This is a genomic window from Bacteroides sp. 224 (genome assembly GCF_010500995.1).
Taxonomy (GTDB): Bacteria; Bacteroidota; Bacteroidia; order Bacteroidales; family Bacteroidaceae; genus Bacteroides.
This window is the reverse complement of the sequence record NZ_QVMK01000056.1, coordinates 1-16,175: the sequence shown is the minus strand read 5'-3', so window position 1 is coordinate 16,175 and position 16,175 is coordinate 1. Positions and strand designations below refer to the sequence as shown.

The 16,175-nt window shown below is 39.0% G+C and carries 11 protein-coding genes; 5 read left to right on the top strand and 6 right to left on the bottom strand.

Annotated features, from left to right (window positions below):
- Positions 1-253 precede the first annotated feature (253 nt).
- Positions 254-1,549: a DEAD/DEAH box helicase gene (locus tag D0T60_RS17720; protein WP_163219684.1), complete on the bottom strand. Its 1,296-nt coding sequence runs from the start codon at positions 1,547-1,549 to the stop codon at positions 254-256.
- Between the two features lie 661 nt (positions 1,550-2,210).
- Between D0T60_RS17720 and mltG the strand changes: the two genes are divergently transcribed.
- The 4 genes from mltG (at position 2,211) to D0T60_RS17700 (ending at position 6,885) form a co-directional block, all read left to right on the top strand.
- Positions 2,211-3,245 (top strand): endolytic transglycosylase MltG, encoded by a 1,035-nt coding sequence (gene mltG / locus D0T60_RS17715; RefSeq protein WP_163219682.1) that lies wholly within the window; start codon positions 2,211-2,213, stop codon positions 3,243-3,245.
- A gap of 87 nt (positions 3,246-3,332) precedes the next feature.
- A complete protein-coding gene (locus tag D0T60_RS17710) occupies positions 3,333-4,922 on the top strand; it encodes a thiamine pyrophosphate-dependent enzyme (RefSeq protein WP_163219680.1) in 1,590 nt (529 codons plus the stop codon).
- Positions 4,922-5,503 (top strand): indolepyruvate oxidoreductase subunit beta, encoded by a 582-nt coding sequence (locus D0T60_RS17705; RefSeq protein ID WP_163219678.1) that lies wholly within the window; start codon positions 4,922-4,924, stop codon positions 5,501-5,503. Before D0T60_RS17710 ends, D0T60_RS17705 begins: the two co-directional genes overlap by 1 nt.
- A gap of 80 nt (positions 5,504-5,583) precedes the next feature.
- A complete protein-coding gene (locus tag D0T60_RS17700) occupies positions 5,584-6,885 on the top strand; it encodes a phenylacetate--CoA ligase family protein (RefSeq protein ID WP_163219676.1) in 1,302 nt (433 codons plus the stop codon).
- A 182-nt stretch (positions 6,886-7,067) separates the two neighbouring features.
- Here D0T60_RS17700 and D0T60_RS17695 read toward each other — a convergent pair whose 3' ends face one another.
- From D0T60_RS17695 to D0T60_RS17680, 4 genes are all read right to left on the bottom strand, one after another.
- Positions 7,068-8,930 (bottom strand): SLC13 family permease, encoded by a 1,863-nt coding sequence (locus tag D0T60_RS17695; RefSeq protein ID WP_163219674.1) that lies wholly within the window; start codon positions 8,928-8,930, stop codon positions 7,068-7,070.
- Between the two features lie 131 nt (positions 8,931-9,061).
- Positions 9,062-9,718, bottom strand: a complete 657-nt coding sequence (gene fsa, locus D0T60_RS17690) for a fructose-6-phosphate aldolase (protein ID WP_163219672.1) — start codon at positions 9,716-9,718, stop codon at positions 9,062-9,064.
- Positions 9,719-9,800: 82 nt separating this feature from the next.
- Positions 9,801-11,021: a multidrug effflux MFS transporter gene (locus tag D0T60_RS17685; protein ID WP_163219670.1), complete on the bottom strand. Its 1,221-nt coding sequence runs from the start codon at positions 11,019-11,021 to the stop codon at positions 9,801-9,803.
- Positions 11,022-11,101: 80 nt separating this feature from the next.
- A complete protein-coding gene (locus D0T60_RS17680) occupies positions 11,102-11,929 on the bottom strand; it encodes an AraC family transcriptional regulator (RefSeq protein WP_163219668.1) in 828 nt (275 codons plus the stop codon).
- A gap of 196 nt (positions 11,930-12,125) precedes the next feature.
- On the opposite strand from D0T60_RS17680, the gene D0T60_RS17675 reads away from it, so the two are divergent.
- Positions 12,126-13,658, top strand: a complete 1,533-nt coding sequence (locus tag D0T60_RS17675) for a glycoside hydrolase family 28 protein (RefSeq protein WP_163219666.1) — start codon at positions 12,126-12,128, stop codon at positions 13,656-13,658.
- A gap of 89 nt (positions 13,659-13,747) precedes the next feature.
- On the opposite strand, the gene D0T60_RS17670 is transcribed toward D0T60_RS17675, so the two are convergent.
- Positions 13,748-15,916, bottom strand: a complete 2,169-nt coding sequence (locus D0T60_RS17670) for an LruC domain-containing protein (protein WP_163219665.1) — start codon at positions 15,914-15,916, stop codon at positions 13,748-13,750.
- Between the last annotated feature and the right edge of the window lie 259 nt (positions 15,917-16,175).

Here is a 16,175-nt window from a genome sequence, read left to right as displayed (position 1 = left end):
CAACTTAAATGTTTCACTGTAGAAACGATGTACTTTTTTTTGCATAAATAATAAAATATTATGCAGCAAAAGGGTGTCAACCTAATCCCGTATAAGACACGTTTTATATAGATATAAAAAAAGGCTACTTATCCCAAGCAGCCAATCTTTTGTTAACCTTAAATCTAATACTATGAAAAACACAGTACAAATGTAGGGGAGTTTATGTAATCCTCCAAATTCTCTAACGTTATACCATCTTTTATAACAACGATTAATATTTCTGAACCGTTCTGTTAATAGTTCTCACTTCTTCATTAACATTTCTACCTTTATATGCTTCTTGTGTTTTATCAGAGTTCTTTCTGACCGGGTTATATCCCCGTCTTTTCTCTTGTTTTGGGGATTCAGTTTTACTGCCATACTCTTTCACGTTTTTAGGTGAATGAGTACTATGATTAACCACACTCAGTTTTTTTCCTGTCAGCTTCTGAATATCTTTCAACATTCCTTTTTCGTCTTCAGTGCAGAAAGTCAATGCAATTCCGCTATTACCGGCTCTCCCTGTACGTCCAATTCGATGCACGTATGTTTCCGCTACATCCGGAAGATCGTAGTTGATTACCATTTCCAAATGAGCAACGTCTATTCCTCTTGCTGCAATGTCTGTGGCAATAATTACCCGTGTTTTGCCTGACCGGAAGTTGGTTAACGCACGTTGTCTGGCATTTTGTGTTTTATTTCCATGAATAGCTTCACAGTCAATGCCTTGTTTCTTTAATATACGTGCAATCTTATCTGCACCGTGTTTGGTACGAGAAAAAACCAATACTGACTTATTTTCTTCTTTCCCTAATACCTCAATTAGAAGTTTACTTTTATCGGGTTTCTCTACAAAATATAATTTCTGCTCAATAATATCTACTACTGATGATACGGGAGCAACCTCTACTTTTATAGGTTTATTCAAGATCGATTTAGACAGGTTCGCTATGGTCTGTGGCATGGTAGCCGAGAAAAAGAGCGTCTGCTTCTGTTTAGGCAAAAGAGGCAATATTTTTTTGATGTCGTGAATAAACCCCATATCCAACATACGATCGGCTTCATCCAATACAAAGTGGCGGATATGGCTAAGAACAATATGTTTTTGGCTGATCAGATCTAACAAACGTCCCGGTGTAGCGATCAGAATATCTATGCCTCGTTTCAGAATATCGACCTGAGGACCCTGCCCTACTCCTCCGAAGATGGCAGTGTGTCTTAATTGTGTATATTCTGCATAATCGTTGAAACATTCGTCAATCTGAATAGCCAATTCACGTGTTGGTGTTAGGATTAACGCCTTTATATTCCGGTGTTTACTTCTGTTCTCTGTTTGATTAAGTTGTTGAATAATTGGTATGGCAAATGCGGCCGTTTTACCTGTACCTGTTTGTGCTATACCCAGCAAATCATGTCCTTTCAGGGCTACAGGTATAGCTTGTTCCTGAATGGGTGTGGGAGATAAGTATTTCTTTTGAGCCAATGCTTTTATAATTGGCGCTGAAATATTTAATTCGTTAAATGTCATAAATTCCTTACTGCCCGCAAGCAGTTCTTTTTTAATTAATAATGTATCACGAAAACGGTGTCACACACTTTTCGTAATCTAGTAGCAATAAACAAGTAAGTTGATTTTGATGTCGATTTTGACGAAAGAATACAATATAAACTTGATTGTTCAAGGTGCAAAGGTAATGAAATTATTGAAATAATCCCCTAAACTCCTCTAAAAACGACCTAATATTAAATACAAAACACCTCCTATTACTAACATTCCTATCATTATATTCATCGCTCTCTGTGTAATTTCTATCCCTCCTTTTTCTTTTCTAAGTAGATGTTCATAATTAGTTTATATCATTACCCCCCTCCGCCCTTTGGGCACCTCCCCCTTGCAGGGGAGGAATTCCTGCGGCATCGACTCCTCCCCTGCAAGGGGGAGGTGCCCAAAGGGCGGAGGGGGACTTTCTCATACTATGAATTAATTTTGAATACCTACTTATCTAAATATTCCATCGTCTTCTTTTTACCAAAAGGAGTAATTCAATAACAACTTCCATAAATCGTGTTTTTGCAAAGGAAAGAATAAAATCCGGGAAAATGAAATCTGAATGAATTCCCATATCTTTGTTTTCCGATATTTTTTCTTACTTTTGGAATTCATTAATAAAAGATCTTAGAAACACACAATGAAGAAAACATCCAAAATTATCTTACTCATATTTTGTATTGCCATATTAATTGGCGGCGCTTCGGCAGGTTTTGCTTACTATTATTTACTGGCTCCCCAGTTTCATCCTTCTCAAACCGTTTATATCTATATTGATAAAGACGACACCATCGACTCTATTTATACCAAAGTAAAAGAATCGGGTAATCCTCATAAATTCGAAGGCTTTCATTGGATTGCCGAATATAAAAAATACAAGGATAATATACGTACCGGACGCTATGCCATTAAACCCGGTGATGATGTTTACCATCTTTATCAACGATTAGCCGGAGGAGCCCAAACTCCTACCCGACTCACCATTGGAAGCGTGAGAACACTTGACAAGTTGGCTCGCAATGTAAGCAACCAACTAATGATTGATTCTACAGAAGTAGCCAATAAACTATTCAACAGAACCTTTATTGAATCTATTGGATATGACAAAGAAACCTTACCATCTCTTTTTATACCTAACACCTACGAAGTGTACTGGAATATAAGCGTTGACGATTTCTTTAACCGAATGATTCAGGAACACGACCGATTTTGGAACAAAGACCGACTGGCAAAAGCAGAAGCTATTGGTTTAACTCCTCAGCAAGTCAGTACATTGGCTTCTATTGTAGACGAAGAAACCAATGCGAATGACGAAAAGAAAACGGTAGCAGGTCTATATATGAATCGCTTACTTCGAGGAATGTTATTACAGGCAGACCCTACCGTAAAATTTGCATGGCAGGATTTTGAGCTTCGGCGCATTCTATTCAAACACCTTGAAATAGATTCTCCGTACAATACATATAAGTATACCGGGTTACCTCCGGGTCCTATCCGCATTCCTACCATTGCAGGAATTGATGCCGTACTGAATTACGAGAAACACTCTTATCTCTACATGACTGCCAAAGAAGACTTTTCGGGGAAGCATAACTTTGCTGTTACCCTCAGTCAGCATAATGAAAATGCGCGGAAATATCACGAAGCGCTGAATAAAAGAAAGATTTTTGAATAACCTTGTGATAAATAGAAAGCAAAGAAGTATATTTGCGCGTCGTTTATCACTATAACAACTATAGAAGAACATTAAATTGACATCAACATGAAGAAAGAACTCCTTTTAGGTGATGAAGCGATTGCACAAGCAGCAGTCGATGCAGGGTTGAGTGGGGTGTATGCCTATCCGGGCACTCCCTCTACTGAAATTACAGAGTATATACAACACAGTAAACAAGCTGCGGAAGCCAATATCCACAGCCGGTGGTGCACCAATGAAAAAACAGCTATGGAAGCAGCATTAGGTATGTCGTTTGTTGGAAAGCGTGCACTTGTATGTATGAAGCATGTAGGCATGAATGTAGCTGCCGACTGCTTTATCAATTCCGGAGTAACCGGTGTTAATGGCGGACTTATTGTACTGGCAGCCGACGACCCAAGTATGCACTCTTCTCAAAACGAACAAGACAGCCGTTTCTATGGCGATTTTGCATTGATTCCGATGTACGAACCCAGCAACCAACAGGAAGCTTATGACATGGTTTACAATGGTTTTGAATATTCCGAGAAAGTAGGAGAACCCATTTTAATGCGTATTGTAACTCGTTTAGCTCATTCTCGTTCGGGAGTAGAACGCAAAGAACAAAAGCCACAAAATGAATTATCTTTCAGTGATGATCCCAAACAATTTATTTTGCTACCGGGTATTGCTCGCAAAAGATACAAAGCCCTATTAAAGAAACAGGAGGAGTTTATAAAAGCTTCGGAAGAATCGCCTTACAATAAATATATAGATGGACCCAACAAAAAGCTTGGAATTATAGCTTGTGGCATTGGTTACAACTATTTAATGGAAAACTATCCCGAAGGTTGCGAATATCCGGTATTAAAGATTGGTCAATATCCATTGCCTAAGAAACAATTATCTCAATTGGTAGACTCTTGCGAAGAAATCCTGGTTCTGGAAGACGGTCAACCTTTTGTAGAAAGATTAATTAAAGGATATCTGGGCAAAGGTATTAAAGTGAAAGGTCGCTTAGACGGTACTCTTTCTCAAGATGGAGAATTAACTCCCGACAATGTAGCCCGGGCTATAGGTAAAGAGAATATTTCTACTTTCAGCATACCAAGTTTGGTAGAAGCACGTCCACCTGCATTATGCGACGGATGTGGACACCGCGATGTATATACTGTATTAACCCAAATACTTAAAGAAGAATATCCTACTCATAAAGTATTCAGTGATATTGGTTGCTATACCTTAGGGGCCAACGCTCCTTTCAATGCTATTAACTCGTGTGTAGACATGGGAGCCTCTATTACTATGGCCAAAGGGGCAGCAGATGGCGGTCTTTATCCGTCTGTAGCTGTTATTGGAGATTCAACTTTCACTCACTCCGGCATGACAGGGTTGCTTGATTGCGTGAATGCCAATTCGAACGTTTTAATTGTAATATCCGATAATGAAACCACTGCCATGACAGGCGGACAGGATTCTGCCGGAACAGGAAAGCTGGAAGCTATTTGCACCGGTATCGGAGTAGATCCTGCTCATATTCGTGTGATGATTCCGTTGAAAAAGAATCACGAAGAAATGGCAGCCATCATTAGGGAAGAATTAAACTACAATGGAGTTTCTGTTCTTATCCCACGTAGAGAGTGTATCCAAACGTTGAAACGCAAAAAAAGAAAGTAATGAAAAAAGATATTATTTTAGCAGGTGTAGGCGGACAAGGTATTCTGTCTATTGCAACAGTCATTGGTCAAGCAGCTTTGAAAGACGGTTTGTATATGAAACAAGCGGAAGTACACGGAATGAGTCAACGTGGTGGGGATGTACAATCTAACCTCCGAATCAGCGACCGCCCCATTGCATCCGATTTAATTCCTGCCGGAAAATGTGATCTGATCATTTCTCTGGAGCCAATGGAAGGATTGCGCTATCTGCCTTATCTGAGTACAGACGGATGGTTAGTTACAAACGATACTCCTTTTATTAATATAACTACTTATCCAAACGAAGCTGATTTGATGAATGAAATTAACAAGCTTCCTAACAAAGTTATATTGAATGTAGATAAAGTTGCCAAAGAAATCGGAAGTGCCCGTGTAGCCAATATGGTTTTATTGGGTGCCACTACTCCGTTTTTAGGCATCGATTATGAAAAGATTCAAGACAGCATCAGCGATATTTTCGCACGCAAAGGGGAAGAAATAATTGAAATGAACCTGAAAGCTTTGGAGGCCGGAAGGGCAATAGCAGAGAAACTAATATAGTTACGAATTACAAGTTACGAGTTACTCTCTGTATTAGCTCGTAACTTGTAACCCGTAACTTGTAACTAAAACTTAAAACCATGAATGCAAATTACTGGGAAGAAGAGATAGAAGTCATAAGCCGTGAGAAATTGCAAGAGCTGCAACTACAACGATTTAGAAAAACAATTGAAAGAGCATCCAATTCCCCTTACTATAAACAACTTTTCAAAGAACATGGAATTACCTCAGATTCCATTCAAACACTGGATGACATTCGCAAATTGCCTTTTACCACAAAAGCGCAAATGCGCGAAACCTATCCTTTCGGATTGGTAGCAGGAGATATGAAAGATGCCGTGCGTCTTCACTCTTCCAGTGGAACCACCGGAAACCCTACCGTAATAGTTCATTCACAACATGATTTGGATTCGTGGGCTAACCTCGTGGCCCGTTGCTTGTATATGGTAGGGTTGCGATCTACAGATGTATTCCAAAACAGCTCCGGTTACGGAATGTTTACGGGTGGACTTGGCTTTCAATATGGTGCCGAACGCTTGGGAGCCCTTACCGTTCCTGCTGCTGCCGGAAACAGTAAACGACAAATCAAATTTATTACCGATTTTGGTACCACTGCTTTACACGCTATCCCCAGTTATGCCATTCGTTTAGCCGAAGTATTTCAGGAAGAAGGTATTGATCCCAGAGATACTAAATTAACCACATTAGTTGTTGGTGCGGAGCCACATACCGATGAACAACGCAAAAAAATAGAGCAAATGTTAGGCGTAAAAGCCTATAATAGCTTTGGAATGTCCGAAATGAACGGCCCCGGTGTAGCATTTGAGTGTAAAGAACAAAATGGTATGCATTTCTGGGAAGACTGTTTCTATGTAGAAATTATAGATCCGGATACCGAAAAGCCGGTTCCTGTAGGCGAAATCGGTGAGCTGGTATTAACTACGCTTGATCGCGAAATGATGCCGCTGATTCGTTACCGCACTCGCGACCTGACTCGCATCATACCCGGTGAATGCCCTTGCGGACGTACCCATGTTCGTATCGATCGCATTAAAGGACGCAGTGACGATATGTTCATCATTAAAGGAGTCAATATCTTCCCTATGCAAGTAGAGAAAATATTGGTTCAATTTCCCGAACTTGGAAGTAATTACCTTATCACATTAACTACTCACGATTATCAGGATGAAATGATCGTTGAAGTAGAACTTAGTGACTTATCTTCCGATAATTATATCCAACTTGAAAATCTCCGAAAAGAGATTACCCGTCAACTGAGAGATGAAATCCTTATCACTCCCAAAGTGAAATTAGTAAAGAAAGGATCTTTACCACAAAGCGAAGGAAAAGCGGTAAGGGTGAAGGATCTTAGGCAGCAATAACACCCAATAGTAGTAGAAGAAGATGATGATAAATTTCCACGGCCGTAACAACATTTGTTCACGGCCGTGGAAACATCTTGGAACGGCCGCAAGAATAAATTGAAACGGCCGTGGGAATTTCTTCCGACGGCCGCAACAAAACAATGATATTTGCTTTATATTTTTATGAATCTAAACGCTCACTAAAAGGGGAATATCAGCGGCAACACAAAGATCATAGCTACCCCAATAATTACCTGTAATGGAAGACCCACCTTTACATAATCCATAAACGTATAGTGTCCGGGGCCCATAACCAAAGCATTGGGGGGAGTTGAAAATGGAGACGCAAAGCACATACTGGCAGCCACAGCCACAGCAAACAAGAATGGAGTAGGATTTACCCCCATTTGCATACCTGCATTCAAAGCGATAGGGCATAAAAGTACCGCTGTTGCCGTATTACTGATAAACATCGTCATTACGGATGTAGTAAAATAGATACCTGCCAACAGGACATAAGGTCCATATCCACCCAAACTATTCACCAGTGTATTAGATACCAATTCTGATGCGCCTGTTTTATTTAAAGCCAATGACATGGGAAGCATAGCAGCAATCAGCACAATACTCTCCCAATTAATCGTTTTATAAGCTTCCTCCACATTTCTGAAACAGCCGGTAAGTACCATTAAGATTCCGGCCAATATCACAGCCGTTACCGGAGCAATGGGAATAAAATCGAATACCATACATACAATCATAGCCAACATGATAACTGCTGCTATAGGAGCTTTATGGTTTAAGGTTACTTTAGCAGCCTCTGCAAGTGGCTGCCCAAGCACTACCCATTCGGATTGATCTTCACTTAAACGGGCAATATTAGTCCAGTTACCTTGCACCAACAATACATCACTTGCGTGTATCTTTTCATCTTTCAAATTCTGAAGGATATATTGATGCTTCCGTTGGATACCCAGTATGTTTACACCGTAATTTTCACGGAATCCGGAGTCTTTCACCTCTTTATTAATAAGCTTGGAGTTAGGCATTAACACAATTTCTGCAATTCCTATTTCCGTAAATTCCATTTCTCCGCTTTGGTTTACTACCTTCCCTTCTGCTTTGTGAGTATCTATCAGTTCAACTTTTGTTGCTTCTACAAAGTTCTGAACATTCTCAAACTCACCTAATATATATAATATATCTCCGGATTGGATTAAGGTATTTGCTTCGGCTATCTCCTGGCTCATTGTCTTGAAAAAGTTTCTCGAAGAGCTTGAAACCCGGCGTACCTCAAGGATACTAACATTATAGTTTTGAGTGATACCCAGTTCTACTATTGTTTTACCGGCTAATAAAGAGAGTGGTTTTACCTCTACCCGATATAAGTTATGAGATAATTGATATTCTCCGGCCAGCTCTTTCAGCGATTTGGTCTTCTTCTTTTTCTTGTCTTTATCCTCTTTCTTGGTTAGAAACATTTTGCTTAGTGGAATCAAAACCAATACTCCTATTGTCAGGCAAACAATGCCTACCGGAGTGAAAGAAAAGAAAGTCAGTCTTCCATAGCCGGCAGACTCCAATGCTTCTGCAATCACCAAGTTCGGAGGGGTACCAATCAGCGTCATCATACCTCCCAAGCTGCTGGCAAATGCAAGAGGCATCAATAAGCGTCGACTGTTTATTTGTCCACTGGCAGCCATACTCACTACTATAGGAAGCATCAAAGCCACCGTTCCGGTATTGCTGACAAAAGCACCAATGCCCGCTGTAGCCAAAATAACAAGAATAAATAATTTAGACTCGTTGGTTCCGGCCATTGCAAGAATCTTACTACTAATCATCTTAGCCAATCCGGTTTTAAAGATGGCACCACCTACCACAAACAGGCCAACCATCATAATAACCACTGTACTGGAAAAACCGGTCAAAGCTTCTTCCGGGGTTAGAATACCAAAAACAATCAGGAGTGCAAGCGCACATAGTGCCACAATATCAGAACGTATCTTGCCATGTACAAAAAAGATTACTGACAAGATAAGAATTGCAAAAGTTATATACATTATAGTTAGAATTAGAACACAAAATTAACAAAAGAGAAACAAAAGAGAAATAGAACAGAAGGGAAATGTGTTCACTTGCATCCTAAAAGAAGTTAAGAAAAAAGGAGTTAAAATTAACTCCTTCCTTTTATTTACCCATTAATTGATTTATAGTCTTCCAGAAACTTCTGCAATCCGGAGTCTGTAAGTGGGTGTTTTAATAATCCTTTGATAGCACTTAACGGACAAGTGGCTACGTCTGCCCCCACTTCTACACATTGAATTATATGCCGAGTACTTCTGATAGATGCCGCCAATACCTGCGTAGTATATCCATAATAACGATACATATCTACAATCTGACCTACCAGTGCAATTCCGTCTTCACTGATATCATCAAGCCTGCCTACAAAAGGAGACACATACGTGGCCCCTGCCTTAGCTGCCAGTAATGCTTGCCCGGTAGAGAATACTAATGTGCAATTAGTTCTGATTCCTTTTTGCGTAAAATACTTTATTGCTCTAATTCCATCGGCAATGCAAGGTACTTTTACTACAATATGAGGATTGAGGGCCGCCAACTCCTCTCCTTCCCGAATCATGCCTTCATAATCTGTAGAAATAACTTCGGCACTGACATCCGCCTGTACAATATTACAGATATCAATATAATGTTTCCGTTGATTCTCCAAACCTTTAATACCTTCTTTGGCCATTAAAGACGGATTAGTAGTTACTCCGTCAAGTACTCCCATTTCATAAGCTTCGCGTATCTGCTCCAGATTAGCTGTGTCAATAAAAAATTTCATAAAAGATTCAATTTGGTTATTTAGGTAAAACAAAGTAGATTAAGTCGTCCAAGATAGACGTTTTTATTTGCAAAAACAAACTCTACTCCATTCTTTTCACAGTTTCTTTTGCAAGTTCTTGTCGGGGTTCTACTCTAAAAAACAAAACAATAAAAGCAGCTAATGTACAAAGTAAGAAAGCAATTCCTACCGCAACCACAGAACCATCGCTCATTACACTTGAAATGATGGAGCATATAAAAGCTACCAACAATTGAATAGAACCGAATAATGCGGAAGCCGTACCACTGTTATCACTAAATGGAGTGATAGCCAAATCGGTAGTGGTTGGGAATAAAATTCCAATGGGGAATACAAAGAAGAAGAGGCAAACCAAGATAAAATAGATATTGGCATTCATATACATCAACAGCAATAATATGATACTGACAACAAACATAAAGCTGACGGCCAGTTTCACCAGTTTATTTACCGGAATATGCTTTTGCAGATAAGTAGTGAGATACGAAGCCAACATTAAACCAAAGGCATTCACTGCAAAAATTACACTAAATGCATTATTAGACAATCCTCCTTTTTCCATAATTAAAAAAGGTCCGTTAGCTACATATACCATCAAAGCTCCATTGGCTATACCTGCAATCAGCGAATAAATAAAGAATTTCTTAACACGCAAAACACTCCAATAATCTTGAAGTATATTGGTTTTATTTACGCTCGAAGTAATCACAGGGCGATGTGTTTCCGGCAGCCCGAATAAAGTAAAGATGAACATACCGATTCCTAATATCAATATAACACCAAATAAAGCTTTCCAACTAAAAAGAGTGAGAATACCATTCCCCATAACCGGTGCAATAATAGGTGCTATTCCCATAATCAATGCCAGAATAGAATAAATCTTTAAGGTTTCCGACTTCTTAAAGTAATCCGTTACCACTGCACGGGAGATAACTACTCCCCCACAACCGCCAATAGCTTGAATAAAACGAGCAATCCAGAGTTGTTCGATATTACGCACATATATACAAGCCACGGTAGCTATTATAAAGATAGCTAATGATAGTAGAATAGGTTTTTTACGACCAAATTTATCGGCTAACGGTCCCCATAAAAGCTGTCCGATAGCAAAGCCGCCAAGGAAAGTAGATAATGAAATCTGGACATTGGCCGTTGTTGTATTCAAAGTTTCGGCTATCTGTATAAAACCGGGTAAATACAAATCAATACTTAAAGGTTCTAAGGCGGTTAAAAGGGCAAGAATGATGATAACAACCCATTGTGTAATAGTAAAAGTCTTCATATTTTCTTTTTAGGCGCAAAAGTACACAGGATGAACCGGAGAATAGTTGCATCATTCCACCTATTTCTTGGACAAATGGGCTATTTGTCGCGAAACTCACTTGGAGTCATACCTGTTTGTTGCTTAAAGAAGCGGGTAAAATAGGCAGGTTCGCTAAAACCCAGATCAAAAGCTATTTCTTTTAAGCTTTTAGTTTTCAGTCGAATTTCTTTCTTTATTTCAAGTATAAGCCTTTCCTGCAAATGCTGTTTTATTGTTTTTCCGGTGCCTTTGATGGATAGTTCATTGAGTTTCCGGTTAGAAACGCCTAATTTGTCAGCATAGAAATCGGTTTCACGCTCTGAAATAAAATAAGTATCAATATAACGCATCAGTTCTGCAACTGCTTCGTCAGACTTATTTTTAATCTTCTCATTACTTTCAAAAAGCGAAGATACATGAAACAAGAAAGCTTCCATATAGCTCTCCATAAGAGTTATTCTATTCGAATCGTTATATTCTTGCAGAATCAACTCCATCAATTTATGCAGGATTTCCTTTGTTTGGTTATCCACTGAAATAAAAACATTCGAAGAATAACCATTGAGGTAATCAGACTGTAAGTGTTGGTTGATATTAAAAAAGTTCTCGTTGTGAATGGCAAACAGATAACCTTCTTTCCCTTGCACATCCAGCATATCTATTTGTCCCGGAAAAACAATAACAATCTGATTATCTTCTATCTTATACTCCCGAAAGTCTATAAAATAGGTATTATCACCTGTTACTTTAGTAAACCAAACCACCTGATAGAAATCATAGCGTTGATAGTTTTCAAAGATACTATCATCGGCCTCCTGAAGATTAAAGATCTCTATAAATTGATCTCCTTCAAGCTTATTCAATGGTATGTTCAAACGGTTCTTCAATTCCTCTTCAATTCTAAATGGTTTGTTACAGGAAGTTCATTTATCTTTCTTATACTGCAAAAGTAGTAGAAATAATACCAAAAAATACAAGATTTGTACCAAATATTAAACGATCATCAGAACGTATTTCTATATTTTTGTACCGGAGTTCCTCCTTTTTAAAATCGTATTATATTTAAAAATCAAAAGTTAAACCATGAAATTACAACGCATTCTCTTGTTTATCTGTAGTTTTACTTTCTTGTTTAGTGCATGTAAACAAAAAGAGTCTTATCCTTATGAGTATTTATACAAGAATCTTCCTTTTGAAATGCCTCGGGTGAAAGCTCCTGTATTTCCCGAAAATAAAGTCAACCTAAAAGATTTTGGTGCCATCAGTAATGGTATGGAATTATGTACCAATGCCTTTGCTCAAGCCATTGCTAGTTTAGAGGAAAAAGGAGGAGGAAAACTAATAGTTCCTACAGGTGTGTGGCTCACAGGTCCCATTTTTTTGAAGAGCAATATCAATCTTCATTTAGAAAAGGGAGCACTTATCTTATTCTCTCCGGATGTAGATCTTTACCCCTTAGTAGAAACCATATTCGAAGGTTTGGATACCCGCCGTTGCCAGTCGCCCATTTCGGGACGCAACCTGGTTAATGTAGCCATCACCGGAGAAGGAGCCATTGATGGGAACGGACATTTCTGGCGTCCTTTAAAGCGCGAAAAAGTAACAGACAGCGAATGGAAACAAACTATCGCACGCGGAGGAGTATTTAAACGCCCTACTTACTGGTTCCCTTATCCGGAAACTTTAAAAGGAGATTCTATCAGCGATATGAATGTTCCCCGCAATCTGAAAACAGAAGAAGAATGGCAGAGTGTACGCCACTTCCTTCGTCCGGTTATGGTGAGCCTCATCGAATGTAAGAATGTATGGCTGGAAGGAGTTATCTTTCAGAACTCTCCTGCTTGGAATGTGCATCCACTAATGTGCGAAAATGTATTGATAGAAAATGTACAGGTACGCAACCCAAGTTATTCGCAAAATGGCGACGGATTAGACTTGGAATCCTGCGTAAACTCATTAATCGTAAATTCAACATTCGATGTAGGAGATGACGGCATTTGTATAAAGAGTGGCAAGGATGAAGATGGTCGTAAAAGAGCACGCCCTTGCGAAAACGTGATAATTGATGGCTGTACTGTATTTAAAGGTCATGGAGGATTTGTAGTAGGAAGTGAAATGAGTGGCGGAGTGCGTAATATATCTGTCAGCAATTGCAACTTCCTGGGAACGGATGTAGGACTTCGTTTCAAAAGTAAACGAGGTCGCGGAGGAGTTGTGGAGAATATCTGGATTCGCAATATCAGCATGATGGATATACCTACGGAACCTGTTACATTCAATCTTTATTATGGAGGAAAATCGGCAGTTGAAGTATTGGAAAGTGGAGAAAAAATTCCGGCAGTTGTAGAGCCGATGCCGGTAGATGAAACAACTCCTGCATTCAGGAATATTCATATTGAGAATTTGGTTTGTGCGGGTGCGCGTCGTGCATTGTTCTTTAATGGAATTCCGGAAATGCCTATTGATGGAATTAAGCTAAAGAATATAGATATTACGTCTCAACTTGGAGCCGAATTTATTTATAGTAAAGACATTACTATGGAGAATGTAAATATCCGGAATAAGGAAGGTGAGAAAATGCAGATTCACCATTGCGAAAATGTAACAGTGAACTAAATCACGAACTACATATCTAAGAAGAGGGTGTCCGGATAGTAATTCCAGGCACCCTCTTTTTTACACACGTTTTTAACCAGAGATCTAACCTAATTGTAGGTTAGTTTTGCGTTCGGATCCGGATGCTTGTACCAATCCAGGAAATCTTTGCATCCACTATCTACCCACTTCGTAAAGTTGGGGTAAGTATATTCTATTATTTTCCGTTCAGCAGGTATAACAAATGTTTCATTAGTACCGCTCATATCAAAATGTAGGGCAAACGGGTGACTATTGTTGGCTCCACTTACATACCAATATCCTGTCCAGGAGTCAGAATCAAGATCCCAGGATCTATCTGCGTGCGTACCAAACAGTTGCATTCCGTGAGATAACATGTTCTCATCTTTAGCCGGAGGATAGTTAGGCAAATGCACCTGTATATGCGGAGATGGAGATATATAAGTATTATAAGGAGCTTTCGACATCGAATTTGCCGGAGTATTAAAGTACTTTTCGGTAACTGCACCTTCAATAAACTCCATCACAATATCATAATGTGCATATTCCTCCGGAGATAGCTTTTTATAAGGAGGAATAGCCCCTCCGCCAATAGAACTGCCTTGAGCTACCAACGGGCATACTTCTATGATAAAGCCTCCGTCATTAGCAATAGGAATATATGGCTGACCATTCAAAGTGAGTGACTTTAATTTATTGAGAGTGATTCCTTCTATCTTTATCTTAAAGCTGTTATGATAATTAGCTCCGGAATGAATTAAGGAGAATCTATCTTCTATTTTAGATACGAAAGAAGCACCATCCGGAGTTGAATTACGATATCTCTGGGTATAGGTTATTTTGGAGGTGTATGCAGCCACCACATCATTCATATCATAATCTCCTCTTCTCGGCCAGTTATCTTCAAAGGAAAGAATACCTTTCTTTTCTTCTACCGTATGCCGTTCTCCATCTATAGGATTAATAAGTGGAGGAGGATCTATAGTAGCACCGGGCACTGTTCTTACATGAAAGATCACATCATTACAATCGCCATCACCCGGAGGTTCGTTGCCTATTCCATCCCTATTAGTATCTTCAAAGCCAAAACAGATATATTCCTTATTATTATAGGAATCCATAAAAAAGATGGTATACTCTTTTTTCTTAGTCCAGTTCCATTCAGGAATTGAATAAAAACACTGTGCTAATAAATCTAACTGATTGACCTGATAAACAGTTCCGTGGATTGGTCTGCTGGTCGGTGCTTTAAAGCCATTTGAATATAGAATCCAGCCAATTGTTACTCCGGTAGGAAACTTATCTTCATAAGTTTGTGTTTCCGGATTGTAATATTTCAATTTAATATAATCTCCGGCTCTTAAAGATGCACTCGATTTACTCTTTTTCACCTTTGCAAACTGAAAGATATTAATAAGTTTGAGCTTATTCTTTTCTTCGTCCGATAAAGTCCTAAGTTGCTCTTTTGTTCCTTTAAAAGTAAAATAGCATAATGCATTATTAAAGAGTGCTCTTGAATAAACCAACGACACCCACACTTCCACCAAATTATCGGTACTTGAATTAGGCTTAAGATACATAGATGCATCTATGTAGTACTTAGGATTCACCCTAAACCCTTCCGGGAAAGAGCCGCTGATATTATTCTGAACTGTTACAGGAAACTCTTCTACCAAATCAATCGGTTCGGGCTTATATCCGGAATAAGTTGTATTTCCTTCTCTGAAATTATAATATCTGAGATTTTCCTTCAAGAATCTATCAATTTGTTTGTTCTGTATATTTCGTGTACTTATCGGTCCCCGGTCTACAGACAGGTCGACTTCACCAAATTCAGCCATTCCATTCTTTATAGTTGCATGCATAAGAAGCGGCATAAACAGACTACCGGAATATAGATAGACCTCTTTTACATAGGCAGGAATAGTTCTTTCAATAACCTCGCCCGATACATTAAACCCTGCAGCAAGGGGAATAAGATCTGCACGTTTTACCCAGTTCCTGTTTCCGCTCAATTCCAATGGGTTATCGGCATAGATTTCAAAGGTAAAAACAAGTCCTTCGGGGATAGCGTTATCAAAAGTTAGTTTCACATCTTGTGTGGTAGAGAAATTAAGTGCCATCGGTTTGTCACTTATCACCGGATCGGTGTAATTCGGATCAAAATAATCTTTATCACGACAAAAAGCCAGAATAAAGACCAGTAAGGCTAAACAAGCTGTTACTGTAAGAAGCTGATAAAGAATTTTTTTTCTCATAAGGCTATTACATTAAGGAATTAGGTTCAGTTGGCGGAGAAGTAATATGAGATCTACTTCAAAGTTAATTATTATCCAACAAAGTAGTATACAAAAAACCAGGCTTTTAAAGTCTGGTTTTCGGGATTGTTCTTCCTTATTTCTTAATACAAAGCCTTTATTAAGTAGGTATTCATAATTAATTTATAAAATACCCCCTCCGCCCTTTGGGCACCTCCCCCTTGCAGGGGAGGAGTCGATGCCGCAGGAATTCCTCCCC

Excerpts from the sequence above, each read along its gene's own strand:
- D0T60_RS17720 (WP_163219684.1), bottom strand. The coding sequence starts at position 1,549 with ATGACATTTAACGAATTAAATATTTCAGCGCCAATTATAAAAGCATTG.
- mltG (WP_163219682.1), top strand. The coding sequence starts at position 2,211 with ATGAAGAAAACATCCAAAATTATCTTACTCATATTTTGTATTGCCATA.
- D0T60_RS17710 (WP_163219680.1), top strand. The coding sequence starts at position 3,333 with ATGAAGAAAGAACTCCTTTTAGGTGATGAAGCGATTGCACAAGCAGCA.
- D0T60_RS17705 (WP_163219678.1), top strand. The coding sequence starts at position 4,922 with ATGAAAAAAGATATTATTTTAGCAGGTGTAGGCGGACAAGGTATTCTG.
- D0T60_RS17700 (WP_163219676.1), top strand. The coding sequence starts at position 5,584 with ATGAATGCAAATTACTGGGAAGAAGAGATAGAAGTCATAAGCCGTGAG.
- D0T60_RS17695 (WP_163219674.1), bottom strand. The coding sequence starts at position 8,930 with ATGTATATAACTTTTGCAATTCTTATCTTGTCAGTAATCTTTTTTGTA.
- fsa (WP_163219672.1), bottom strand. The coding sequence starts at position 9,718 with ATGAAATTTTTTATTGACACAGCTAATCTGGAGCAGATACGCGAAGCT.
- D0T60_RS17685 (WP_163219670.1), bottom strand. The coding sequence starts at position 11,021 with ATGAAGACTTTTACTATTACACAATGGGTTGTTATCATCATTCTTGCC.
- D0T60_RS17675 (WP_163219666.1), top strand. The coding sequence starts at position 12,126 with ATGAAATTACAACGCATTCTCTTGTTTATCTGTAGTTTTACTTTCTTG.
- D0T60_RS17670 (WP_163219665.1), bottom strand. The coding sequence starts at position 15,916 with ATGAGAAAAAAAATTCTTTATCAGCTTCTTACAGTAACAGCTTGTTTA.